This window comes from Ruegeria sp. CE8 (assembly GCF_056537465.1).
Window position 1 is genome coordinate 37,092 of the sequence record NZ_JBQFRP010000011.1, and the last position, 23,999, is coordinate 61,090.

At 58.1% G+C, this 23,999-nt stretch carries 25 protein-coding genes; 17 read left to right on the forward strand and 8 right to left on the reverse strand.

Annotated elements, in window-relative coordinates:
- The first annotated feature begins 106 nt into the window (after nucleotides 1-106).
- A complete protein-coding gene (locus ACR0AA_RS16935) occupies nucleotides 107-451 on the forward strand; it encodes a hypothetical protein (RefSeq protein WP_058272663.1) in 345 nt (114 codons plus the stop codon).
- Here ACR0AA_RS16935 and ACR0AA_RS16940 read toward each other — a convergent pair.
- Nucleotides 448-1,506: a transporter substrate-binding domain-containing protein gene (locus ACR0AA_RS16940; protein WP_480756479.1), complete on the reverse strand. Its 1,059-nt coding sequence runs from the start codon at nucleotides 1,504-1,506 to the stop codon at nucleotides 448-450. The two genes, ACR0AA_RS16935 and ACR0AA_RS16940, sit on opposite strands and share 4 nt — an antisense overlap.
- Before the next feature lie 198 nt (nucleotides 1,507-1,704).
- Between ACR0AA_RS16940 and dapE the strand changes: the two genes are divergently transcribed.
- Genes dapE through rnr form a run of 3 tightly spaced genes read left to right on the forward strand, consistent with a single transcriptional unit; the run spans nucleotide 1,705 to nucleotide 5,739 of the window.
- Nucleotides 1,705-2,844 carry a succinyl-diaminopimelate desuccinylase gene (gene dapE / locus ACR0AA_RS16945; protein WP_480665100.1) on the forward strand — a complete coding sequence of 380 codons (1,140 nt, stop codon included), beginning with the start codon at nucleotides 1,705-1,707 and terminating at the stop codon, nucleotides 2,842-2,844.
- 3 nt (nucleotides 2,845-2,847) lie between these two features.
- The gene (locus tag ACR0AA_RS16950) at nucleotides 2,848-3,423 is read left to right on the forward strand and encodes a TIGR04282 family arsenosugar biosynthesis glycosyltransferase (RefSeq protein ID WP_480665101.1); all 576 of its coding nucleotides are present in this window, start codon (nucleotides 2,848-2,850) and stop codon (nucleotides 3,421-3,423) included.
- A 57-nt stretch (nucleotides 3,424-3,480) separates the two neighbouring features.
- Nucleotides 3,481-5,739, forward strand: a complete 2,259-nt coding sequence (gene rnr / locus ACR0AA_RS16955) for a ribonuclease R (RefSeq protein WP_480665102.1) — start codon at nucleotides 3,481-3,483, stop codon at nucleotides 5,737-5,739.
- On the opposite strand, the gene ACR0AA_RS16960 is transcribed toward rnr, so the two are convergent.
- Complete coding sequence (locus ACR0AA_RS16960) at nucleotides 5,730-6,116, reverse strand: DUF1801 domain-containing protein (protein WP_480665103.1); 387 nt, start codon at nucleotides 6,114-6,116, stop codon at nucleotides 5,730-5,732. The two genes, rnr and ACR0AA_RS16960, sit on opposite strands and share 10 nt — an antisense overlap.
- Nucleotides 6,113-6,811 (reverse strand): glutathione S-transferase family protein, encoded by a 699-nt coding sequence (locus ACR0AA_RS16965; protein ID WP_480665104.1) that lies wholly within the window; start codon nucleotides 6,809-6,811, stop codon nucleotides 6,113-6,115. Before ACR0AA_RS16965 ends, ACR0AA_RS16960 begins: the two co-directional genes overlap by 4 nt.
- Nucleotides 6,812-6,893: 82 nt before the next feature.
- Between ACR0AA_RS16965 and ACR0AA_RS16970 the strand changes: the two genes are divergently transcribed.
- Entirely contained in the window at nucleotides 6,894-7,595 is a 702-nt protein-coding gene (locus ACR0AA_RS16970; protein WP_480665105.1) for a helix-turn-helix transcriptional regulator, read from the forward strand.
- Between the two features lie 99 nt (nucleotides 7,596-7,694).
- Nucleotides 7,695-8,969: a lytic murein transglycosylase gene (locus ACR0AA_RS16975; RefSeq protein WP_480756480.1), complete on the forward strand. Its 1,275-nt coding sequence runs from the start codon at nucleotides 7,695-7,697 to the stop codon at nucleotides 8,967-8,969.
- A 772-nt stretch (nucleotides 8,970-9,741) separates the two neighbouring features.
- On the opposite strand, the gene ACR0AA_RS16980 is transcribed toward ACR0AA_RS16975, so the two are convergent.
- Both ACR0AA_RS16980 and ACR0AA_RS16985 read right to left on the reverse strand, forming a co-directional pair.
- Complete coding sequence (locus ACR0AA_RS16980) at nucleotides 9,742-11,139, reverse strand: aspartate aminotransferase family protein (protein WP_480756481.1); 1,398 nt, start codon at nucleotides 11,137-11,139, stop codon at nucleotides 9,742-9,744.
- Nucleotides 11,140-11,214: 75 nt separating this feature from the next.
- On the reverse strand, nucleotides 11,215-11,898 hold the full coding sequence (locus ACR0AA_RS16985; RefSeq protein ID WP_480756482.1) for a GntR family transcriptional regulator: 684 nt from the start codon (nucleotides 11,896-11,898) through the stop codon (nucleotides 11,215-11,217).
- 140 nt (nucleotides 11,899-12,038) lie between these two features.
- Here ACR0AA_RS16985 and ACR0AA_RS16990 point away from each other — a divergent pair, with 140 nt between their 5' ends.
- From ACR0AA_RS16990 to ACR0AA_RS17010, 5 genes are all read left to right on the forward strand, one after another.
- The gene (locus tag ACR0AA_RS16990; RefSeq protein WP_480665110.1) at nucleotides 12,039-13,124 is read left to right on the forward strand and encodes a polyamine ABC transporter substrate-binding protein; all 1,086 of its coding nucleotides are present in this window, start codon (nucleotides 12,039-12,041) and stop codon (nucleotides 13,122-13,124) included.
- 69 nt (nucleotides 13,125-13,193) lie between these two features.
- Nucleotides 13,194-14,321, forward strand: a complete 1,128-nt coding sequence (locus tag ACR0AA_RS16995; RefSeq protein WP_480665111.1) for an ABC transporter ATP-binding protein — start codon at nucleotides 13,194-13,196, stop codon at nucleotides 14,319-14,321.
- The gene (locus ACR0AA_RS17000; RefSeq protein ID WP_480665249.1) at nucleotides 14,321-15,211 is read left to right on the forward strand and encodes an ABC transporter permease subunit; all 891 of its coding nucleotides are present in this window, start codon (nucleotides 14,321-14,323) and stop codon (nucleotides 15,209-15,211) included. Before ACR0AA_RS16995 ends, ACR0AA_RS17000 begins: the two co-directional genes overlap by 1 nt.
- The gene (locus ACR0AA_RS17005) at nucleotides 15,208-16,026 is read left to right on the forward strand and encodes an ABC transporter permease (RefSeq protein WP_480665112.1); all 819 of its coding nucleotides are present in this window, start codon (nucleotides 15,208-15,210) and stop codon (nucleotides 16,024-16,026) included. The genes ACR0AA_RS17000 and ACR0AA_RS17005 overlap by 4 nt, the downstream gene beginning before the upstream one ends.
- Entirely contained in the window at nucleotides 16,023-17,333 is a 1,311-nt protein-coding gene (locus ACR0AA_RS17010) for an NAD(P)/FAD-dependent oxidoreductase (RefSeq protein ID WP_480665113.1), read from the forward strand. The genes ACR0AA_RS17005 and ACR0AA_RS17010 overlap by 4 nt, the downstream gene beginning before the upstream one ends.
- Here ACR0AA_RS17010 and ACR0AA_RS17015 read toward each other — a convergent pair.
- From ACR0AA_RS17015 to ACR0AA_RS17025, 3 genes are all read right to left on the reverse strand, one after another.
- Entirely contained in the window at nucleotides 17,330-18,100 is a 771-nt protein-coding gene (locus ACR0AA_RS17015) for a phosphotransferase (RefSeq protein ID WP_480756483.1), read from the reverse strand. The genes ACR0AA_RS17010 and ACR0AA_RS17015 overlap by 4 nt on opposite strands.
- A 150-nt stretch (nucleotides 18,101-18,250) precedes the next feature.
- Complete coding sequence (locus ACR0AA_RS17020) at nucleotides 18,251-18,916, reverse strand: flagellar hook capping FlgD N-terminal domain-containing protein (RefSeq protein WP_480756484.1); 666 nt, start codon at nucleotides 18,914-18,916, stop codon at nucleotides 18,251-18,253.
- Between the two features lie 2 nt (nucleotides 18,917-18,918).
- On the reverse strand, nucleotides 18,919-20,124 hold the full coding sequence (locus tag ACR0AA_RS17025) for a flagellar hook-length control protein FliK (RefSeq protein WP_480756485.1): 1,206 nt from the start codon (nucleotides 20,122-20,124) through the stop codon (nucleotides 18,919-18,921).
- A 111-nt stretch (nucleotides 20,125-20,235) separates the two neighbouring features.
- Here ACR0AA_RS17025 and ACR0AA_RS17030 point away from each other — a divergent pair, with 111 nt between their 5' ends.
- From ACR0AA_RS17030 to ACR0AA_RS17055, 6 genes are all read left to right on the forward strand, one after another.
- Nucleotides 20,236-20,517, forward strand: a complete 282-nt coding sequence (locus tag ACR0AA_RS17030) for a rod-binding protein (RefSeq protein WP_480756486.1) — start codon at nucleotides 20,236-20,238, stop codon at nucleotides 20,515-20,517.
- Nucleotides 20,501-20,860: a flagellar biosynthesis protein FlgN gene (locus ACR0AA_RS17035; RefSeq protein WP_480756487.1), complete on the forward strand. Its 360-nt coding sequence runs from the start codon at nucleotides 20,501-20,503 to the stop codon at nucleotides 20,858-20,860. Before ACR0AA_RS17030 ends, ACR0AA_RS17035 begins: the two co-directional genes overlap by 17 nt.
- A 211-nt stretch (nucleotides 20,861-21,071) precedes the next feature.
- Nucleotides 21,072-22,283 carry a flagellin N-terminal helical domain-containing protein gene (locus ACR0AA_RS17040; RefSeq protein ID WP_480756488.1) on the forward strand — a complete coding sequence of 404 codons (1,212 nt, stop codon included), beginning with the start codon at nucleotides 21,072-21,074 and terminating at the stop codon, nucleotides 22,281-22,283.
- Nucleotides 22,284-22,360: 77 nt separating this feature from the next.
- A complete protein-coding gene (gene flaF / locus ACR0AA_RS17045) occupies nucleotides 22,361-22,735 on the forward strand; it encodes a flagellar biosynthesis regulator FlaF (RefSeq protein ID WP_480665120.1) in 375 nt (124 codons plus the stop codon).
- Nucleotides 22,735-23,136 (forward strand): flagellar biosynthesis repressor FlbT, encoded by a 402-nt coding sequence (gene flbT, locus ACR0AA_RS17050; protein ID WP_480665121.1) that lies wholly within the window; start codon nucleotides 22,735-22,737, stop codon nucleotides 23,134-23,136. Before flaF ends, flbT begins: the two co-directional genes overlap by 1 nt.
- Nucleotides 23,133-23,924, forward strand: a complete 792-nt coding sequence (locus tag ACR0AA_RS17055; protein WP_480756489.1) for a DUF1217 domain-containing protein — start codon at nucleotides 23,133-23,135, stop codon at nucleotides 23,922-23,924. The genes flbT and ACR0AA_RS17055 overlap by 4 nt, the downstream gene beginning before the upstream one ends.
- The last annotated feature ends 75 nt before the right edge of the window (nucleotides 23,925-23,999 follow it).

The following is a 23,999-nucleotide window of genomic DNA, read 5'->3' on the forward strand; positions in this document are numbered from 1 at the left end:
CTTTGCGGTTTGAAACAAGTTTTCCCGGGCACTATGGACGTGCCGAAGCCGTCCTGCAATTCCCGGCTGCTTGACCGCAGACAGACGCGCAGCTATGGCCCCCTGCATGGAAAAGCAAAAGAAACCGTCCCGTCAGCAAGTCTACACATTGCTCGTTCAGATCGGCCGCAAAGAGGGCGATGGTCTGCCCGAAGGTGCGACCGGGGCAGCGTTGATGTGCTTTGCCAGCGGAGTGGACGAGGCCGAGGCCGTGCGCGAAACCGTCGCCATCCTGAAACAGGCTGATACCGCACCACTGGATGTCACGGGTTATGGCACATTGGCCGAGCGCGAAGCGCAGGGGCACGACATTGATCCCGATGAGCGCGCCCTGATGCAGCGGGCACTGGATGAGAACGCCGTTATCGTCGCCCAGATGACCCCGTTTTTCGGGGATGAGGAACCGGCTTAGTTCCGTACTCCGAACCACTTGCGGTAAATGTCGTCATAGGTTCCGTCTTCGCGCAGCGCGAGCAGGGCCTGATTGACGTCCTCGACCAGAGGTGAGCCCGTGGGGAATGCGATCCCGTAGTTTTCACGCAGGAAAACCCCACCGGTCATGGACGCGATCCGGCGTCCTTCATGCGACGCGAAATAGGACAGGATCGGGGCGTCAAAAACGACGGCGTCCAGTTCTTTCTCCCGGAACGCCGTCAGCATGTCGTCCAGGTTTTCATAGCCGGAAAACTCAATCTCGCGCCGGTTCAGGAAATTGGCTGCTGTTGATTGCGAGATCGTACCGACCTGCTTGCCATACAGGTCATTTACCGAATTCACGCTGCCACTGATCGCATCTACGGTCATGACCGACGTGATACGGGCCGTGAAGACCGACACGATGAACAGCGAGGATACGACCAGAACGACACCCAGCAGCCGACCAAACGGCGTGCGCGGCATGCGTTCTTCAAACCCGCCATTTACCACAAGGTTCAGGGCCCACCAAAAGGATGGGAACCAGGCCTCGTTCAGTTTGCGGTCAAAATAGGGCTGGGCGCGCCGTTCAAAGCCCCACATCAGCATCCCGCCACCCAAAAGGATGGCAAAGGCCAGACCGATGGCGATGAATAGTTCGACCGACAGTAACGCATGCAACAACGAGGGTGTGCGCACGGCATCGGACGGCACCATGATCTGCAAGCCAGCCTCAAAGATAGGCTGGCTGAAGTCCATTTGCGTTTCCCGCGCCGCCGTGATCGAGATATTGGCAATTGCCAGTTCAGCGGACGCATTCCGAACCGCACCCAACATGTCACCGAACGCCTCGACCCGGTTTACCGAATAGTCCCAATTCAGCGATTCCGCCAACGCCTCGAGCAGTTCCATTGAAAAACCGGTCTGTGCCCCGTCCTCGACATAGGAAAACGGGGGGCGGGTCACCGTGGCGACCGTCAGCGTCTGAGCCTGGCTTTGCTGTGCGAGAGCGGCGAAAGTCAGGCAGATCAATCCGAAAATGGCGCGTTTCATCGTCGACTTACCTGCTTCGCGGCCCTCTAACGCAGATTTGATCCGGGCGGCAAGGTGGCCGCAAGGTAAACATCTATGTTTTATTGGGGTGTCATCTTGAGGCGCGCAGAGAAAAACCCTGCAAATTCGGTCGGGAAGGGGTTGGCAAGCCGGACAATTCGTTGAATCTGTGCGCGAACCAACCAATGGGGGCAGATAATGACAGATCCGGTAGAGTTGACGGCAAACCTGATCCGTTGCCCATCGGTCACACCCGACGAAGGTGGCGCGCTTGTTTTGCTGGAAAGCGTTCTGACCGAGGCGGGGTTCGAATGCACCCGTGTTAATCGCGGTGACGTCAGCAATTTGTTTGCCCGCTGGGGCAAAAAGGGGCACGCGCGCAGCTTTGGGTTCAACGGTCATACCGATGTCGTCCCGGTGGGTGATGAGGCCGCGTGGACAACGCCGCCATTCGGCGCCGAAATCCGTGACGGCGTGATGTTTGGCCGAGGCACAACCGACATGAAATCGGGTGTCGCGGCATTCGCGGCAGCGGCGATGGACTTTGTACGTGAAACCCCCCCGGACGGGGCCGTGATCCTGACCATCACTGGTGACGAAGAGGGCGACGCGGTGGACGGCACCACGGCGCTGCTGGACTATATGACCCAGGCCAACGAGCAAATGTCCGTCTGTCTGGTAGGCGAGCCGACCTGTCCGAACACAATGGGCGAGATGATGAAGATCGGGCGGCGCGGCTCGATGACCGCTTGGTTTACCGTAACCGGCGTTCAGGGGCATTCCGCCTACCCGCATCGGGCCAAGAACCCTCTGCCTGCGATGGCGCGGCTGATGCATCAACTGGCCAGCCACGAGCTTGATCAGGGCTCCGACCACTTTGATGCCTCGACACTGGCCGTCGTGAACATCGACACTGGCAACACTGCGACCAATGTAATCCCCGCGCAATGCAGTGGCGCGGTGAATATCCGGTTCAACGACCTGCATTCGGGCGCAGGCCTCAGCGAATGGCTTCAGTCCGAGGCACGCGCAGTCGCCGAAGCCTATGACGTCGATGTCGACCTCCGCATCAAAATCTCGGGCGAAAGCTTTCTGACGCCACCAGGTCCTCTGTCCGATCTGGTCGCGCAAGCCGTCGAGGCGGAAACCGGCATCCGCCCCGAGATGTCGACAACGGGCGGCACATCGGACGCGCGGTTTGTCAAAAACCACTGCCCTGTTGTGGAGTTCGGGCTGGTTGGTCGAACGATGCATCAGGTGGACGAATGTGTCGAGATTGCGCAAATCGAACAGCTCAAGGCGATCTACTCGCGTATTTTGCGGGACTATTTCGCCTGATCGATGCAGCGCACACTGGTCATAATGGTGAAAGAGCCACGCCCGGGCCGGGTCAAGACCCGGTTGGGGCGCGACATCGGTATGGTCGGCGCGGCCTGGTGGTTTCGCTGGCAAACGCGTGCGTTGATCCGTCGTCTGCGAGACCCGCGCTGGCAGATCGTGCTTGCCGTTGCCCCTGATCAAGAAGGTCTGACCAGCCGCATCTGGCCCGCAGACCTGCCGCGCGCGGGGCAGGGGCGGGGTGATCTGGGCGATCGTATGGAGCGGATGTTGCGCGGCATGCCGAAAGGTCCGGTCTGCCTGATCGGAGCTGACATTCCCGGCATTACGCCATCGCACATTGCGCGGGCGTTCAAGGAATTGGGGCGCGCGCAAATGGTGTTTGGCCCCGCACCGGATGGTGGCTATTGGCTGGTCGGTGCGCAGCGGTACAGGCCGCTGCCGAAAAGCCTGTTTCAAGATGTTCGCTGGTCGACTGAATACGCTCTGGCCGATACACTGGCCTCGGTTCCTGGGTGTCGCGTGGCGTTTCTGGATCAATTGCGTGACGTGGATACGGTTTCGGATCTGAAAACCTGACCCAGCCCGCCGCTTTTTGGTCATGACGCCGTCGCATCCCCGTGATAGGCCGGAACTATGACTCGCATCCCCACCAAGCAGGAGGTCCTCGACTGGATCTCGGCGAACCCCACCCTGACCTCGAAACGCGATATCGCCAAAGCCTTTGGTATCAAAGGCGCGGATCGGATCGATCTGAAACGTATCCTCAAAGAGCTTGAGGCCGAGGGGCATCTGGAAAAGCGCAAGCGCAGCTACCGTGACCCGGATCGCTTGCCACCAGTCAGTGTGCTGCAGGTGAAGGCGCCTAACGCGGATGGCGATCTGTTCGCGCGCCCGCTGGAGTGGCATGGCGAAGGGGTCGAGCCGATCGTTCTGATCGTCGCCCGCGCCAGTGATCCCGCGCTGGGCGAGGGCGACCGCATTCTGGCCCGCCTGACGGTGGTGCATGAAGAAGACCATAATTACGAGGCTCGCCTGATCCGCCGGATCGGGACCAACCCGCGCAAGATCGTGGGTATCTTCCGCAAAGGGGCCGAGGGTGGGCGGATTGTGCCCATCGACAAGACCGGCCAGACGGAGTGGCTGGTGGCAGACGGTGCGGTACTGGGTGCGAAGGACGGCGAACTGGTTGAAGCAGAACAGGCCGGACCGAAGAACCGCATGGGTCTGCCGCGTGCCCGCATCGTGGAACGGCTGGGCGATCCGTCTGCACCCAAGGCGGTCTCGCTGATTGCCATCCATCAGCATGGCATTCCAGACGATTTCCCGGACAAGGTTATTGACGAGGCCGACAAGGCCAAACCCGTTGGTCTGAAAGGGCGCGAAGACCTGCGGGACATGCCGCTGCTGACCATCGACCCGTCAGACGCACGGGATCATGACGATGCCTGCTATGCCCATGCCGATGACGACCCCAAGAACCCGGGTGGTCATGTGATCTGGGTCGCGATTGCCGATGTGGCCGCCTATGTGCAGCCTGGCACCGCGCTGGACCGTGAGGCCCGCAAGCGGGGCAACTCCAGCTATTTCCCGGACCGGGTTGTGCCGATGCTGCCGGATCGTCTGTCGGGCGATTTGTGCTCGCTGCACGAAGGCGTCCCGCGTGCCTGTATTGCTGTTCGGATGCAGATTGACGCGAACGGCAACAAGACCGGCCATCGCTTTGTACGTGGCCTGATGCGCTCGGCCGCGTCGCTACACTATGCCGAGGTGCAGGAAGCCATCGACGGCAACCCAAATGACCGCACCGGGCCGTTGTTAGAGCCTGTTTTGAAGCCGCTCTACGCCGCTTATGCGGCCCTGAAAAAAGCGCGGGCAGAACGTCAGCCGCTGGAACTGGATTTGCCCGAACGCAAAATCGTCCTCAGCGACAAGGGTGAGGTCGAAAGCGTGGCCTTCCGTGAACGCCTTGACGCACACAAACTGATCGAAGAATTCATGATCCTCGCGAACGTCGCCGCGGCCGAGACTTTGATCGCCAAGCGCCGCCCGCTGCTATTCCGAGTGCATGAAGAACCCGCGCCTGAAAAACTTGAAAGCCTGCGCGAGACTGCGCAAGCGGCGGGGCTGAATCTAGCCAAGGGGCAGGTACTGCAGACACGTCACCTGAACGCGCTGTTGAACGCCGCCGCTGGGACTGAGGATGCGGAACTGATCAACCTGACGACGTTGCGGTCGATGGCGCAGGCCTATTACAACCCCGAGAACTTTGGCCATTTCGGTCTGGCACTGCGCAACTACGCGCATTTCACCTCGCCCATCCGCCGCTACGCCGACCTGATCGTGCATCGCGCGCTGATCTCGGCCCATGGCTGGGGCAAGGACGGGCTGACCGAGGATGAAATCGCGCGGCTGGACGAAACTGCCACCCATATCTCGGATACCGAGCGCCGCTCAATGATGGCCGAACGGGATACGACGGATCGTTACCTCGCCGCCTATCTCAGTGAGCGAGTAGGGAATGAATTCAGCGGTCGCATCAGCGGCATCGCCCGCTTTGGTGCCTTCGTGAAGATGGATGAAACCGGTGCGGATGGGCTGGTGCCAGTCCGGTCGCTAGGGCGCGAGTTCTTCCATTTCGACCGCGAAGCCGGAACATTGATGGGGTCAGACAGCGGGTTGATCATTGCCATCGGTCAGCGGGTCACGGTTCGGTTGACCGAAGCCACGCCCGTCACCGGTGGGTTGGAACTGGAGCTACTGTCCATCGACGATCAGGCTCTGCCGCGCGGACGCGGGCCTGCCAAGCGGGGCACGCGGCGCAAGGCAGTCAGTACCAAGCGCAAGAAAGACAAGATCAAGCGCAAGGTCGAACGCAAGCGGCGTCAAAGGTGATAGGTCAGCGCCCGAGCGATCAGCCAGCCATGACGGGTTTCATCGATCTGATCCGGGTCATCGAACAGGATTGCCCGATTCCCGTCGATCCGATCCTCGCCCGGAAAAGCTGATGTGAAATCGCCCATCAACCGGCTTTGACAATGCACGAACAGGGCAAAAGATGCCGATTTGTGCGCTCCTAATCGAATGGTTGATCCCTTGGGGGCCAGATAGGCGGGCTGGCCCCAACGCAACGCCTCCTGCAATGGGTTCGCCTTGGGCAGCGTTTCAGCAGTTGAAAGCACCAATTCACGCAGGGCAAGAACACCCGTGCGGGTGTCCTTGGGAAATGCCTCAAAAGCGGCCTCCACGGCAGGGTCGTCAAAGGGTGTCATGACAGCGGAATCGCCTGTTCCATTCGATCTATGTAGCTGTTCAGCAGGTTATCCTGCTTTATCCGCCGGGTCAGTGGTGTATCCGCCGGCGTCGCGCGCATGGCGGCCAGCATGGGGCCGACGCTCATATCCGCCGAGGTTGGTTGGTTGCCCAACAAGTAGGGCGATTGCCAAAGATAGGCGGATATCGCCTCAAGGTCCCGTTCCAGTCGGTCTTGGCGTTCCGCGGGTGAGAAACGGCTGACACCCTGAAACCCCAGACCATTGACGACTTTCTTGCGTATGGAATTCGACACGGGCGTTCGGATCAATGCCGGAATGACGGAAAAGAAGGTTTTTCGCAGAACCGGCCAGACTTCGTCGTTACCCCAGCGATCCAGTACGATCTGAAAATAGATATGCTCTTCTGCCATGCGGATCAGCGCACGGGACTGCGCCTTTTGTATGTCGGTCAATCCCTTGTCGAAATCCGCACCCTGCGCCTCGAGCCAGTCGCGGATCAGATCACTGTCGGGGACCAGCCGTTCCGGGGTGCGCAGAACGGGCAGTTTCTGGTGCGGCATCTTGCGAGGGTCCAGCATGTCGGACCGCTGCCAGCGCTGGCCGGCGTGCTGGAGCATATAGGCGGTTTTCACGCAGAAGGGGCTGGCGCTGAACAGGCCAAAGGCGGAGGGGTAGGTCAGAAGGGTCAGCATCGTCGGCTCCTTGATTGGGGTGCCAAACGGTTAGATCAGTCTAATGACAGAAATTGGCATTAGGTTTAAGGTAGGCTGCATTATGTCCCGTACCGCCCGCCTGTTCCAGCTGATGCAAGCCTTGCGTTCTGGTCCGTCGCCAAAGACGTCCCAACAACTGGCGCAGGATCTTGGTGTTTCGCCCCGCACCGTGCACCGCGATATCGATTCGTTGCGTGGGCTTGGGGCGGTGATCGACGGCGAGGCTGGGTTTGGTTTTACCCTGATCGAAGACGCAACTTTGCCGCCGCTCGGGTTCACCGACGATGAGCTGGAAGCGTTGGTTCTGGGCCTGCGTGAGGTGCAAGCCATTGGCGATCCAGGGCTGGCCGAAGCGGCCGGCAATGCATTGCGCAAACTGCAGGGTCGCTTGCCGCAACGCCAGTCCCATCGCCTGAGTCACGCGGTACTGACCGCGACGCGCTTTGACCGTCCGGCAAAGCCGACAATCGACGTGTCTGACTTGCGGCAAGCTACTTGGGATGAACGCACGATCGAATTCGCCTACACGGACGCCAAGGGTGACGACACCCGCAGAAAGGTCAATCCGCTAAGCATCGTGTACATGGATCGCTCCAGTGTCATGCTGTCGTGGTGCCATCTGAGAGAGGATTTCCGGTTTTTTCGGCTGGATCGGATTCGTGAAATGTCCGTTACGGATGAAAGCTTTAGGCCAAACCGTGTGCCGTTACTACGCGAGGCTTTAGCCCAAATCCGCGCCGAGCGAGAAGCAAATGATTGCTAGAACGAAAGCTGAGCGCTTTGGAAATTTCCGGTTTTGCGTTATCCTGAGGTCGAGCAGTACTCAGGAAAATTCGGAATGCGTAAGTGCATAGGTGGCGTCATGACCGCCGCATTATGGGCATCCATTGTGCAGGCGGAATCAATCAACTCGCTGAGCGGGTCACAGACCATACAATTGGCATCGGCAGGTGTGGTCGTGTCCATCCGGCCGGTCTTGCGGCCCTCAGTTAAGGAGCACCGGGTGTCAACGGAAGGAAACGCGCGATTTCAGGCGTGGCTTGGAGCTTTTCGGGAAAGAGCGGTCGAGCAGGGGATATCGACCTCAACGCTGGATCGGTCTCTGGCCGGCCTGACTTATGACAGGGATGTCATCAAGCGAGACCGAAATCAGGCGGAATTTTCCAAACCAATCTGGGAATATCTGGACTCTGCGGTCTCGGATTCGCGGGTCAGAAATGGCCGCGCCGGGTTAGAGCGTCATCGCGATGCGTTGACCCAGATCGAAGCGCAATTTGGCGTTGAAAAAGAAGTCGTGACCGCGATTTGGGGGCTTGAGACGTCTTTTGGAACGTTTCGAGGCAACGATCACACCATCCGGTCACTGGCCACGCTGGCCTTTGATGCGCGCAGGGCGCAATTTTTCGAAACCCAGTTGATCGCGGCGTTGCAGATCGTTCAGGCAGGCGATGTCAGTCCAATCAACATGGTGGGCAGTTGGGCCGGAGCGATGGGGCACACCCAGTTCATGCCGACATCGTACCTCGACCACGCGGTGGATTTTGACGGCGACGGTCGGCGCGATATCTGGTCGGACGACCCGACTGATGCGCTGGCTTCGGCGGCGGCCTATCTGGCGCGGCATGGATGGACCAAAGGGCAGCCCTGGGGTGTTGAAGTGACATTGCCCAAAGGGTTCGACTATTCCACGGCGAGGCGGGATCACACGCTGATGCCGTCGGAGTGGGCCGCACGCGGCGTGGCGTCTATGAGTGGCGCTCCGATTTCGGATCATGGCCAAGCGGCGATCCTGTTGCCCGCCGGAGGACAGGGTGTTGCGCTGATGATCTTCGACAATTTCAGCGTGATTGAAAAATACAACGGCGCCGACGCCTATGTAATTGGAATCGGCCACCTGTCCGACCGTCTGGCCGGACGCACACCGTTTCAGGCTGATTGGCCGCGGGGAGACCAGATACTGAGCTTCACTGAGAAGAAGGAACTGCAAACCCGCCTGACCGACGCTGGATTCGACACGCAAGGCATCGACGGGCGCACCGGGCCGAACACGGTCAATGCGGTTCGGGCGTATCAATTGGCGCAGGGGTTGTTGCCGGATGGGTACGCCAGCTTGAAACTGCTGGAACGGCTGCGGTGACTTAACGGCGCCTGCCCCGAGATGATATTCTATCTGTCAGTCGGGAGTTCTGCACCATGGGCAAACAAACCCATCCTGGTCCCTGTGCCCGACACAAGGATCGTATCACCGGGCTCTACGGTGGTGGCGAGCTCCTCAGACAGATTGCAAAGCCTGTGCCAAGGTGACGGCACGCCTTCCAGCGCAACAGAGTATGGGCAACGGCCGTCTGGCCCAGAACCGCCATACCAGTCTGAGGTGTAAGGCAATTCGATTTCCTGTCCCGCGAAAGTGGAAACTACTATCGGGAATCCATATGTGGCCGGCCCGGCGCCGTCCAAAAGGACAAACCAAACCGGAACAAAACAGAATAAAAACCATTGCGAAAAGACGTTTGACTTGGCGGATGCAGAGTTTTGGTTCATCCACAGTCTAAAACACACGACGCTAATAAAGCATAGTACGGCAACGCTCAAAGCAACGTCGAAAGTGCGAGCTTTGATTAACCAGTCAGGAGACGGAAAATACTGTACTGAAAAGAATGATAGGATGACGTGCGGAGCGGTAAGCACAAGATAAACTAGCAGTACGACTCTGACCCACGGTGCAACAATTGGTTTCTTTTGATTGGCCAGCGTTTTCTCGGATGTTGGAATTAAAAGCTCTTAAATCGAATGCCTCTGAGCTAAGTTTGAAATCTAGCAGTTGTAAAGACGTCATTCTACTTCGAGTTGAAGAAAGGGCGATTGTCGAACCAACCGCCCCGTGTGTCCTTTCAGTCCAAACCGTCGGCTTATGACGCCGCCTTCATCAACCCCTGAGCGATGATTTCGGCATGCGCCTCGTGCAATGACTTGTAAATCCGCACGAACATCTCGTCGATCTCTGCAGGCGTCAGAACCAGCGGGGGAGAGATGATCATCCGGTCGCCCACATGCCGCATGATCAGGTTGTTGGCAAAGCAGCGGTCGCGGCAGATATATCCGATCGTGCCCGGCTCGGACGCGAATTTGGCGCGGCTGGCCTTGTCCGGCGTCAGTGCGATCGAGGCCATCATGCCAACGATCTTGGCCTCACCGACCAGCGGATGGTCGACCAGTGCCTCCCATTTTTCCTTCAGGTAGGGCGCGGCCACGTCGCGGACGTGTTCGACGATCCCCTCTTCTTCAAGGATGCGCAGGTTTTCCAGCGCAACGGCTGCAGCAACCGGGTGGCCGGAATAGGTGTAGCCGTGATTGAATTCGGTGCCACCGATCACCTCGGCGATCTCATCATTGACGATAGACCCGCCGATTGGCGCATAGCCCGAGCTGAGGCCCTTGGCGATGGTCATGATATGCGGCTTGATGCCGACAGTTTCGGAACCGAACCAGTTGCCGGTGCGGCCAAAGCCGCAGATCACCTCATCCGCGATCAGCAGGATGTCGTATTTATCACAGATACGCTGAACCTCGGGCCAGTAGGTATCTGGGGCTACGATCACGCCACCTGCGCCCTGCACGGGTTCGGCGATGAAGGCCGCGACGCGGTCTTCGCCCAGTTCCAGAATGGCCTCTTCCAGCTCACGCGCACGAGCCAGGCCGAAATCCTCGGGCGCCATGTCACCACCCTCGGCCCACCAGTTCGGCTGGTTGATATGGTGAATGTTCGGGATCGGAATGCCGCCCTGCGCGTGCATTCCTGCCATACCGCCCAGCGATGCTGAGCCTACGGAGGACCCGTGATAGGCGTTCTTGCGGCTAATGATGATGTTCTTGTCAGGCTGGCCTTTTTCAGCCCAATAGGTCCGTACCAGACGAATGTTAGTGTCGTTCGCCTCGGACCCGCCGGCGGCAAAGAAGACATGGTTTAGATCGCCCGGCGCCAGCTCTGCAATTTTGGCGGCTAGGGCGATGGCCGGAACGTGGGTCGTTTTGAAGAACGTGTTGTAATAGGGCAATTCGCGCATCTGGCGCGCGGCGACCTCGGCCAGTTCGTCGCGGCCATAGCCGATATTGACGCACCACAGACCGGCCATGGCGTCCAGAATCTCTTCGCCTTCGCTGTCCGTCAGGTACACGCCCTTTGCGCGTGTAATGACCCGCGCGCCTTCTTTGCCCAACGATCCGTTGGCAGAAAACGGGTGTATGTGATGCGCCGCATCCAAAGCCTGCAACTCGGCGGTCGGCATGTGATTGGTGATGGTCGACATCAGAGAATCTCCTGCAAAAGCGGTTGCTCGTCACAATATGATCAAATTTTGTGCTGTCAATCGAATCGAACTGAATCAATCGCCTGTCAAAGCGTCGGACATCAGTTCCATCCCTTGTTCAATGTCCTGTGCAGTCGCTTTCGCCACATTTTCGGCATCCCCCGCGCGCAAAGCCGAGATGATGTCCTTGTGCCGGTCAGGCAAGCTATGAGTGCCAAATCGCCCGCATACAACGCGCAGGGAAGGGCCAAACCGCAACCACAGCCGCTCGGCCAAATCGTTGAGAATCGGAGCATCCGCATGTGCATAGAGCGTTTCGTGAAACTGATGGTTCAAACGCAGGTAGCCGCTGACATCTCCATCTACGATGGTCTGATCCAATCGCTGATCAAGCCGCTCAAGCTGGTCGATGTCTAGGGGTGTCACGGTGGCAGTTGCGCGGCGAGAAAGCTCTGATTCTATTGATATTCTTGCGAATATCATCTGTTCAACATCGGCGTTGGACAGCAGCGGAACGCTGACGCGGCGATTGCCCTGAAACATAAGCGCGCCGTCCGAAATCAACCGCCGGATTGCTTCGCGCACCGGAGTCATTCCGACCCCAAGCGAATCAGTCAGACCTTGTATCGTGACGGGCTGTCCAGGGACCAGTTCCCCGTACATGATCTGTGATCTCAGGGTTTGGTACACCTGCTCATGCGCCGGTCTCTTTCCTTCACTCTCATGGGCGCCGGATGCTTTATTTTTGATCAAATCCAAGTGGTTTACCCTGTTTCCCGTGGTGTTGTCTTGCCAGAAGCCTGACCTCGTGAAACCATACGATGGATCGAGCAAAAACGCAAAACTTGATCAAATCCAAAAAAAAGGGAAAATACCCGTACATTCGCAGGGAGAGAAATATGTCAATCAAAACGCTGACGCTGACGGCAATCGTCGCGCTGGGGACTTCGGCGGCTTTTGCCGAAGAGGTGCGCGTCTATAACTGGTCCGACTACATCGACGAAGAACTGCTGAAGAAATTCGAGGAAGAGACGGGCCTGACCCTTATCTACGACGTGTTCGACAGCAACGAGGTACTGGAAACCAAGATGCTGGCCGGGGGCTCGGGCTATGACGTGGTGGTGCCATCGGGCACTTTCCTTCAGCGTCAGATACAGGCTGGCGCGTTTCAGGAGTTGGACTCAGCCAAACTGTCCAACGCTGGCAATTTGTGGGACGTCATTCAGGAACGCACTTCTGGGTATGACCCGAACAACGCCTATTCGATCAACTACATGTGGGGAACCACAGGTCTTGGCCTCAATGTCGACAAGGTCAAGGAAGCGCTGGGTGAAGACGTTGCCCTGAACAGCATGGACCTTGTTCTGAAACCGGAGAACATGGAAAAGCTCGCCTCGTGCGGGGTGCATTTCCTTGACGCTCCGGCCGAGATCATTCCGATGGTTCTACAATACATCGGCGAAGACCCGGACAGCCACGACCCCGACGTGATTGGTAAGGCCGAAGAAATCCTCGCTGGTGTCCGTCCGCATGTTCAGAAGTTCCACAGTTCGGAATACATCAATGCGCTGGCAAACGGTGACATCTGTGTGGCTGTTGGCTGGTCGGGTGACGTCCTGCAAGCTCGGGACCGCGCAGCCGAGGCGGACAACGGTGTGAACATCGAATACCATCCCTTCGCCGAAGGTTCGCTGATGTGGTTCGACCAGATGGCCATCCCGGCAGATGCTCCGAACCCGGATGGCGCGCACCAGTTTCTGAACTTCATTCTGGACGCCAACAACATGGCGGCAGCCTCGAACTATGTGTACTACGCCAACGGTAACAAGGCCTCGCAAGAGTTCCTTGAGGAAGACGTGATCGGCGATCCTGCGATCTATCCGGATGATGCAACAATGCAAAATCTCTACATCACGACGCCCTACCCGTCGAAAACACAGCGCGTGGTGACGCGCATGTGGACCAAGATCAAATCGGGCACCTGATCCGAAGTATCTGAGCAAGGCGGCCTGTCCGCCTTGCTGTTCCAATCAGACTGTCTAACGGGGGCCGTTTTGAACACTACCGTCTTTGCGCCGTGGGAAGATCCACAGGCGAAACCATTGATCCAATTCCAGAATGTAACCAAACGTTTTGGTGGGTTCACGGCCATCGACAACCTGTCTTTGGACATTTTCGAAAAGGAGTTCTTTGCTCTGCTGGGTCCGTCCGGCTGCGGCAAAACCACCATGATGCGGATGCTGGCCGGGTTCGAGACGCCGACCGAAGGGCATATTCTGCTGGGCGGCCAGGACATCGACCCTGTGCCACCGAACAAACGGGCGGTGAACATGATGTTCCAGTCCTACGCGCTGTTTCCGCACTTAAGTATTTGGGAAAACATCGCTTTCGGTCTCCGCCGAGACAACATGCCAAAGCATGACCTTGAGGATCGCGTCGAAGAAATGCTGCGCCTGACCCGGCTGGAACAGTTTGCCCGCCGTAAACCACACCAGATCTCGGGCGGTCAACGTCAGCGGGTGGCACTGGCGCGTTCTCTGGCCAAGGCACCGAAACTGCTGCTGCTGGACGAACCTCTGGGCGCGCTGGACAAGAAACTGCGGCAGGACACGCAGTTTGAGCTAATGGATATCCAGGAAAAGACCGGCACAACATTCGTGATCGTGACCCACGATCAGGAAGAGGCTATGACCGTTGCCAGCCGCGTAGCCGTGATGGATCAAGGAAGGCTGATGCAGGTGGAAACACCGGACCGCATCTATGAAAACCCGAACTCGGTCTATGTCGCGGATTTCATCGGCGATGTGAACATCATCGAAGGCCGGGCCTCGTCCAACGGTGACGATACCTATCAGATCGACTGGGCCGAGGGGCAGTCGCCGTTGACGGCGACCTCGGCCAACGGGTTTTCGCAGGGACAGACCTGTCACCTTGCGATCCGGCCCGAAAAAGTGACGATCTCGGCAGACCGCCCGGCAGATGCCATCAATGCGGTGCAGGGCAAGGTTCACGACATCGCCTATCTGGGCAATCTCTCCACCTATCACGTTGAACTGCCGAACGGCACGATTATCAAGGCACAGACGGCCAACACTCGCCGTATCTCGCGCCGGTCGTTTACATGGGAAGACCCGGTCTGGCTGTCCTGGACAGCAACCGCCGCGGTTTTGCTGGCAAGCTGATGCGCCGCGCGTTTCTGATTGCCGTTCCGTATGTCTGGCTGCTGGTGCTGTTTCTGGTGCCGTTTTTGATCGTCCTGAAAATTTCACTTTCGGATACCGAGCTAGCCATTCCGCCTTACACGCCGACGCTGGACCTGTCGCAGGGGTGGGCGGGAATCAAAGGCTTCTTCAGTCAATTGGACTTCGAAAACTATGTCTGGCTGACCGAGGATGATCTCTATTGGAAGGCCTATCTGTCCAGCGTCAAGATCGCCCTGATCTCGACGGCGCTGACCCTGCTGGTGGGCTATCCCATCGCATACGGTATGGCCCGTGCGCCAGAGGAATGGCGCCCGACGCTTATGATGCTGGTGATCCTGCCGTTCTGGACCTCGTTCCTGATCCGGGTCTACGCGTGGATGGGTATTCTGTCCAACGAAGGGTATCTGAACCAGATCTTGTTGTGGCTGGGTATCATCTCGACCCCGCTGACCATTCTGAACACGAACACGGCGGTCTATATCGGCATCGTCTACACCTATCTGCCGTTCATGATCCTGCCGATCTATTCCTCGCTGGAGCGTATGGACGGGTCGCTAATCGAAGCGGCCGAGGACTTGGGCTGCTCCCGGATTCAGGCGTTCTGGCTGGTGACTATTCCGCTGTCTCGCCCCGGCATCATTGCAGGTTGTTTCCTAGTGATGATCCCGGTGATCGGTGAATTCGTGATCCCTTCTTTGCTCGGCGGTTCCGGCACCCTGATGATCGGTAAAGTGCTGTGGGAAGAGTTCTTCTCGAACCGCGACTGGCCGGTGGCCAGCGCTGTTGCCGTGGTCTTGCTGCTGATCCTCGTGATCCCGATCGTGCTGTTCCAGCGCAACCAGCAGAAACAGACGGAGGCTGAGCAATGAACAGGATGAGCTGGTTCAACGCGGTCTCGCTGACTTTGGGATTCGCGTTCCTCTACATCCCGATGGTCATTCTGATCATCTTCAGCTTCAACGAAAGCAAACTGGTCACAGTATGGGCGGGGTTTTCAACCAAATGGTACGGTGAACTGGCTCAGAACGAAGCGTTTCTGGACGCGGCCTGGGTCACAATCAGGGTGGCTGTGTTCTCGTCGACGCTGGCGACTATTTTGGGCACGGCTGCGGCTTATGTGCTGGTGCGCGGCGGGCGGTTCTTTGGCCGCACGCTGTTTTCCGGCATGATCTACGCGCCTCTTGTGATGCCCGAAGTGATCACGGGTCTGTCGCTGCTGCTGCTGTTTATCGGCATCGGACTGGACCGGGGCATTCTGACCATCGTTCTGGCGCACACCACATTCTCGATGTGTTTCGTGTCAGTCGTGGTGTCCTCACGCCTTGTGACTTTTGATAAGTCATTGGAAGAAGCCGCTTTGGATCTGGGCTGTTCGCCCGCGCAGGCGTTTCGTCTTGTGACACTGCCCATCATTGCGCCTGCGGTAATTTCGGGTTGGTTGCTGGCGTTCACCCTGTCTCTGGACGATCTGGTGATTGCGTCGTTTACGTCGGGCCCGTCGGCGACGACTTTGCCGATTAAGATTTTCTCGGCCGTACGCCTTGGCGTCAGTCCCGAGATCAACGCCTTGTCAACCATCATGATTGCGGTCGTAACGGTTGGCGTCATCACCGCCTCTCTGGTCACGAAACGGGCAATGGTGCGGCAAAAACAGGATGAACTTGCCGCTGCGCGCACCGAATGAAGCGTCTGTTCCCGGATTACACTTATGGCCCCGGGCCGCGGCAGAACTGCTGGTGGGACGAAACGATTGCGGCGCCGGATTGGCCAATTCTCGATGGCGATCTGAGCGTAGACGTCGCCATTTTAGGCGGCGGGTTCACGGGCCTTTCGGCAGCGCTGCATCTGGCCGAGGCCGGTACATTCGTCGCCGTATTGGAGGCTGCGACCCCAGGCTGGGGGGCTTCAGGCCGTAACGGCGGGTTCTGTTGCCTTGGCGGGTCCAAGCTGAGCCATTCGGCCATGGTCCGGCAATTCGGCTTGAACGCTGCACAGTCATACCAGCAGGCCGAAGGTGACGCTGTCCAATTGGTTGCCGATCTGCTGGAGACACACCAGATCGACGCCGATACGCATTCAAACGGGGAAACCCAGTTGGCGCATTCCGCACGGGCGATGGAAAAGCTGCGCCGTACAGCCGAAGACTCGGGCATCTTGCACGAAGCAGGCGAATTGCTGGGGCTGGGGTTTGGGGGTGACTTTCACGGCGGGTACACCAATCCGGTCGGGTTTGGCCTGAACCCCAGGAAGTACCTGTTTGGGCTCGCCTCTGCTGCGGAATCTCAAGGCGCTCGCCTTTTTCAGAAAACGGCGGCTGAAAGCATCCGAAAGACGAAAGCCGGCTTCGAAGTTCAGACTGGAACGGGACTTATCCGCGCTGCGAACGTGCTGATCTGCACCAACGGGTACTCCAGCGAAGACGTTCCGCAATGGTTGTCGGGCCGGTACATGCCCGCACAGTCCACTGTTCTGGTGACGCAGCCCCTGTCTGAGCCCGAGTTGCAGGCGCAGGGCTGGACTTCGGATCAGATGTGTTACGACACCCGAAACTTGCTGCACTATTTCCGCCTGATGCCCGACCGGCGGTTTTTGTTTGGTATGCGCGGTGGGTTGCGGTCTTCGCCCAAGGCTGAGGCCGCAATTCGCAGAACAGCTCAGCAAGACTTTCGGCGCATGTTCCCGGAATGGGCGGACGTAGAAGTTAGCCACATGTGGTCCGGAATGGTTTGCCTGTCCCGAAATTTGACGCCCTATGCCGGGCCAGTACCCAATCAGTCGGGCATATTTGCCGCCTTCGCCTATCATGGGAATGGTGTCGCGATGGGGACATACTGCGGACGCGCCCTTGCACGCATGGTCCTGAACCAGCCAGACGAACTGCCCGAACCGATTACGCAGCCTCCAGCGCGGTTTCCCCTTGGGGCGTGGCGACGTGCGCTGATGCCGCCAGCCTATGCTGCGATGGCGATCGCTGATCTCTGGTCGCTTTAAAGCACGGCGACTTCCAGCTCCAGCGACACAGCATAATCCGCGGCCCCGTTTTCGATGCGCCAAAGGCAATAGGCCGCCATGCGCCAAGCATACCAAGGGCGCAACTCGGTAAATCGCGCGACCGTTTCGGGGTGATCATAGGCGGCCAGAAACCGCTCTTCTTCCGCCGGGCTGAGTGGATATCCCCGATATAGCCGTTGCATGGCAGGCGACAGGAACATTGCGATGTCCTCGCAAGGGTCGCCCCTAGCTGGGCATTGCCAGTCAATCAGGGTCATGCCCGACTGTGAGACAAGAATGTTTCCCGCTACCGTATCGCCGTGAATAAGGCATGTTCGCGCGGTCGGGGCAACGTGACCTGCCGGATATAGCTGTGCCAGGCGGGCCCGCGTGTCCGACCGGCATTCGCTCAGAATGCGCTCTGTGTGCTCAGACAGATCCGCGCTGCCATTGCATCCGTCCGGCACCCGAACTGCGGCATCGAGCTTGTGCAGTTTACGCAACAACTTCGCAACATCCTCCGGCCCCTCTTTCCAAGGCGATCCAGGGGCGTGATCGTAGAATACCCAATTGCCCGTGTCATGCGCTCCGGTCGCGCGCAGGCGCGGAACGAACCCCGTTGGTTCCAAGGCGCGCAGGCATTGCGCTTCATGGTCTGGGTCGTTGCGAAACAGGGGATTGCGCGGCGTTGCGCGATACAGTTTCAGAACCTTGTCACCGCCGCCGCCCAGTACTTTCCAGACCTGGTTGGTGCGCCCCCCATACAACGTCTGAAACTCCGCGCCGGGCTTGACAAGGCCACGGGCACGAAGGGCGTCGATAAGATCAGGTGGGGGGCAAGTCGGGGCAGGCAGCGGGTTCACCAGTTGGGTTAGTGAGTCGATTTTGCCAAGGTTTGGCCTGTCGCGCCCTGCAGATCAAGCTTCGGCTCTGACCCCCGACACCGTCGTGGCGGAAACAACTTGGCCGCTTGCCAGCGTCAGCATCACCTGATTTTCCGCAACCTGAGCTTCGACGACCTGATTGTAGGCGGCAGCCAACTGTTGCGACAGCAACTTGTCCCCGTCATAGCTTTCCAGCGTCGCCGAGTAACTGCCCGCCGCCAAAGGCTGGCCGTCGCTACCCTTACCTGCCCAGACTGTTCTCGTGTCGGTCGTTGAAACGGTAAGGCGGTCGACGACAGTGCCGTCGCTGTCGCGGATGACCATGACTGCTTTGTTCGCCGTGGGCTCGGCCTTGGCAAACAGGTCCACAGGTTCGCCTTCAAAGTTGAAAGCCGATGGCGCACGCACGTTCATGCCGACCCATTTGCCGAGTTTATCAAGATTGGAGCCACCAAGAGTTTGGCTGAGCGCCGACAACATATCATTGGTTTGAACTTGTTGCTCGACCATCGAAAATTGCGCCAGTTGCGAGGCATATTCCGACGCATCCAAAGGCTTTAGCGGGTCCTGATTCTGGGCCTGCACGGTCAGCATTTTCAGAAATGCTTCGAAATCCGACGCCAGCCCCGTGCTTTTTTGCGTTTTCGCGTTTTGCGATTGCACAGGGGTTTGGGTGTTCTGTTGGGTGGGCGTAATCATGATCACAACCTCATGTCGATACGGCCGACGAGGCCGGTTCTTGAAAGGGGTGGGGCCTTGGTTTGTGGGTCCAGGGCCTGAGCTGTTTCTGCAGACAATTCTGCCTCGGAGTTGGGGCGATCCTGTCTGGCGTCCGAGTGCGTCCCGAGGTCAAACGACAGATCGCCGAGGCCGAGATTTCTGAACTCCTCTTCCAAAACCGAAAGGTGCCGGCGCATCATGTCCAAGGTTTCGGGGCGTTCCGCGGCAATTGTCATGTGCAGGCCATCGTCTCGGCCATTCAATACGATGGAAACGCGACCCAGTTCTTCAGGGTTTAGCGCAATCTCGACGACTCCGGATTGCGGTTGCGCATTAATGACGGCCGCCATTTGCCCCGCAATCGCCCGAGCCGTTTCCAAGCGGGCCGTCGTTGTCAAAGAATGAGTCGTCTGCGCGCCGTCCCTGCTGGTCGAAACGGGCAGAGAATCTCTGAGCGGTTGGGTTTCTTCCACGTCCAGCGCTATTTGTGCGTCGTTCTGCGTGCGGGACTTTTCGGGGGCGAATAATTGCATCTGAGCGATGCTCAGCGCTCGGTCCGGCGTGAGTTTCGGCTGGTGCGTAGAAATGGGTGCAGGCGAATGCTGCGCTTCCTGCCGGTCCATCGCAGGTTTCACGGTCGGGCCGACCACCTCCCTTGCGGGTGTTTCAGGGGTTTGCAACTTTGATTTGACTGGTTCCGGTCTTGGTTGCCCTTCTGAAGATTGGATAGGTGTAAAATGTTCAACCGTGTCTTTCCGAGAGTTCTGAGTGACCTTTCGCGCGTTTTGGTTTTCCGAGTCCGGCTTAACGAAACTTACTTGTGTGTCGGGGCGTCCGTCTGCTTCCGAAATCTGTTCGTTCAGGTCAGGCGAAGTTGCCTGTACGGCATGGCCGACAGGTTCGGCCAAGGTTGGCTTTGCATTCTGTGCCACCTGCAAATCAGCCTGCGGGGGATCGACAAGGACTTCTGCCTCCCCCTTTGGGTCGATGTCTTCAGCCTCTGTATCATCGTCTGTTTCTTTAATCTTGGGATCCGGGGCCGCGATCTCATCGCTAGGCGCATCGCCGTGTTGCTTCAACACGGTGGCAAAATCTGCGCCGGCGTCTTCGCCCGGTTCATTAACGGTCGCTTGGGTTTTTGTGGCTGCGGTCGGCGAGGCTGTCACCACAGAAATGAGATTGGGCATTTTGCTCCGGCTCCGGTTGTGTGACCTGAAACTTGCCCGCAGGAAGTTACGTTTATTTTAACCGCTTTCGCCTTTGATCAAGAAAGTTCGATGCAAATTTCGGAGAAAGCAATGAAGGTTTCTGCGACCCTTCCACTGGCTCAAGCGCCCTCACAATCTGAGAAACTTCGTGCTGCGGCTGTCGAGCTGGAGGCAGCGTTTCTTGGTGAAATGTTGAAGTCAGCGGGGCTGGGCAAAGCACGGCAGACCTTTGGTGGCGGTGCGGGCGAGGATCAGTTCGCCTCGTTTCTCGTTCAGCAACAGGCCCGAGAGTTGGCCAAAACCGGCGGCGTCGGCCTGTCCGAAATTCTGTTCCAGTCCATGATGGAGAAAACCAATGCCGACGATGTCTGACACCAATCTGATTAAGTCCTTGGAAGAGGTTCTGGATATTGAGAGAAGCGCGCTTGTGCAGGGTGATCTGGACAGGTTGCACCACACGGCGCCGGAAAAGGAAAAGCTGATTGGCGCAATCAACGATCTCGAAGTCTTGGACAGTGATGAGTTAATTCGTCTCCAGAAAAAGGTCGAGCGGAACCAGGCTTTGCTGAACAGCGCCGCTGATGGGATTCGCGCCGTGGCCAATCGCATGGCCGAACTGCGGCGCGTAAGGCAGGAATTCAGCACCTATGGAGCGGACGGGCAGCGCAACGGATTTGCCGTACGACACCACGCAAAACTGGAAAAACGGGCATAGTTATAGGTTTGATTCAAATCCGAAATTTCTGACCTTCCCGCCTTAGCACTCCGTTAGGGTATCGGCGTCAAAGGTGTTCGGGCACCTGGAAACAGCAGGTGGCGCGAACAGCCCGACGGCGGATCGCACCGATCAGAAAGACGTCAAAGCCCGCACGAGTGGCGGGGTGAGCATGGGCGCAAAGGGCCCGAACGGAAAAGGAAGAAAGCTAATGTCCAGCATTCTGACAAACAATGGCGCGATGGTTGCGCTGCAAACACTCAAGTCGGTCAACAAGGACCTTGGGGCAACACGGAACGCGATCTCGACGGGCAAAGACGTTGCAACTGCAAAAGACAACTCGGCCGTTTGGGCGATTTCCAAAGTCATGGAATCGGATGTCAAAGGCTTCAACGCGATCAAGGACAGCCTGGCACTGGGTGAATCCACCGTTGCGGTTGCGCGAAACGCGTCTGAAACCGTCACCGACCTGCTGAATCAGATGAAAGGGAAAATCGTAGCGGCGCAGGAAGAAAACGTTGATCGCGACAAGATCAACGCGGACGTGACTGCGCTCAAGGGGCAGATCAATTCGGTGGTGAAGGCCGCCCAATTCAATGGTCTGAACCTTGTGGACGGTTCGACCGGTTCGGCATCCATTCTGGCTTCGTTGGATCGTGACAACGCGGGCGGGGTGACGGCTTCGTCAATCAGTGTGGCCGGGCAAAACCTGTCGACCGGTGGCTATGTAACCAAGGCGGTATTCGACGGTTCGGCAGGATCGTCCACCGGCAATGATCGCGTCGGTGCGACCATCGCAAACACCGCCACTTCGGCAACCGCGCTGGTGACCGATGAATCCAGTGGTGCTTTTGCCGCTGGCGACAAGGTGGTCGTTGCCATCGACGATCAGGTCGTGTCCTACACCGTGACAGCGGCAGACGCCGCCGCGACCACCACCGGCGATATCGTCGCCGTAGGACTGAAAGCCAAAATCGAAGAGATGGGCATCACCGGTCTTACCGTTGGGTACGACTCGGGTACACAGGGTACTTTGGCCATCACGAACAACACTGGTCGTGACGTGTCGTTCTCGGCTCAGTTCGTGAATGCGGGTTCGGGTGGTCTGGGTGCTATGGCGGGCTTGGATGTGTCCACCGGTGCGGGTGCAACGGCAGCACTGGCTACGATTGAAACTCTGATCGACACCTCGATCGACGCATCGGCAGCCTTCGGTTCGGCTCAGGGCCGGATCGAGACCCAGAAAGAGTTTATTTCGAACCTGGCGGACTCGTTCAAATCCGGTATCGGCTCATTGGTCGATGCGGATATGGAAGAGACTTCGGCACGTCTGCAGGCCCTTCAGGTTCAGCAGCAGCTGGCCACCCAGTCGCTGTCGATTGCCAATCAGGCACCGCAGTCGATCCTGTCGCTGTTCCGCTAAGTTCAGGAACTTGGTCGGGGCGCGGCGACGCGCCCCGATACTGACCGCCGAGTGGCGGATTACTGGAAGGATTTCAAGTGACACCGCAAGCCCTTGCTCAACGCGCATACGCACAGACCGCTGCGCCAACACGCACACCGCGCGATACCGAATACGAAGCGATTTCAAAAATAACACGCCGTCTCAAGGCCGCCGCCGCCCGGCAAAAATCCGATTTTGGTGGGTTCGTTCAGGCGTTGCACGAAAACCGTCGCCTTTGGACGGTATTGGCCAGCGGCGTAACGGATTCGGATAATGCGTTGCCCAATGAATTGCGGGCACGGATTTTCTATCTGGCTGAGTTTACAGAACTACACAGCAGTCAGGTGTTGGGCAACAAAGCGTCGGTTGAACCTCTGCTTGAGATCAACATGGCGGTTCTGCGTGGTCTGCGGCAAATGGGGGCCACCTGATGGCAGGGTTGGTTTTGAAGTTAGCGCCGAAAGAGCGGGTTTTGATCAATGGTGTGGTCGTGGAAAACGGAGACCGTCGCAGCCGGTTCTCGATTATGACGCCCGAGGCGAATGTCCTTCGCTTGCGGGACGCCATCCATCCGGACGAAGTGAACACGCCTGTTCGACGTGTATGCTATGCTGCGCAGTTGGTGCTGTCGGGCGATATGGAACCTGACCGGGCGCGCCAACAGCTGTTGCGGCGCGTTGAGGAACTGAGCCAGGTCTTCACGGATGCGGACAGTCGCAGAGTTTTGGCTGAGGCAACTGAAGCTCTGCTGGCCGAGCAATACTACAAATGCCTCAAGGCCCTGCGTGCGCTGTTGCCGCGCGAAGAACGGCTGATGGCCTATCAGCAATGACGTTCCAGCCGGTCATACCTTCGGGCGGGATCGTTGGTTGGCGATTTCTGCAGCGCACATATGACGCACAGATCGAGAGTTTTTCCTCATCCGCACCCAACAAAAGGGACAGCGAGTACTTTCTGGAGAACATAAAAAAGGTCCAAACGGCAGAGGATCTGGTGGCCGACCGCCGGTTGCTACAAGTCGCGCTGGGCGCTTTTGGGTTAGAGTCCGATCTGGATAACCGCTATTTCATCCAGAAAATCCTGTCTGATGGAACCAAGGCCCAAGATGCTCTGTCAAACCGCCTGTCCGACAAAAGGTATCGACAGTTCTCCGACGCGTTTGGGCTAGGGCCGGGTGAGGTGCGCAAGACCGGGCTGATTACAAATATGGAGGAAGTCGCCCGCGACAACGTGGTGTCCCGTTTCGAAGTCGCGGTAGGCGAGTCGGATGAAACGATGCGGATCGCATTGTATGCACAACATGCGCTGAGCGACCTCGCCGCAAAAGGGGGCAGCACAGACACCAAGTGGTTCGATTTGATGAGCTTGCCTCCGCTGCGCAGCATGATGGAAACGGCGCTTGGGTTGCCGTCCAGTTTTGGCCAGCTGAACATCGACAGACAGCTTGAAGTCTTCAAGGACAGGTTGTCAGGACTGACCGGGTCCGATGATCTAAGCCAATTCAAGGATGAAGCGGCAGTAGAACGGCTTACGGATCAGTTTCTAGCCCGCAGTCAGATTGCGCAGCTGGAAAGCACGATCTCTCCTGCGCAGACCGCACTGATTCTGCTGGGGGGGTGACGCACTTCGTTCATGGTCTCAGCAGACGCTGGTCGCCGATTTGGAAGCCCGCAGTTTGTACCGCAGTCTGGTTGG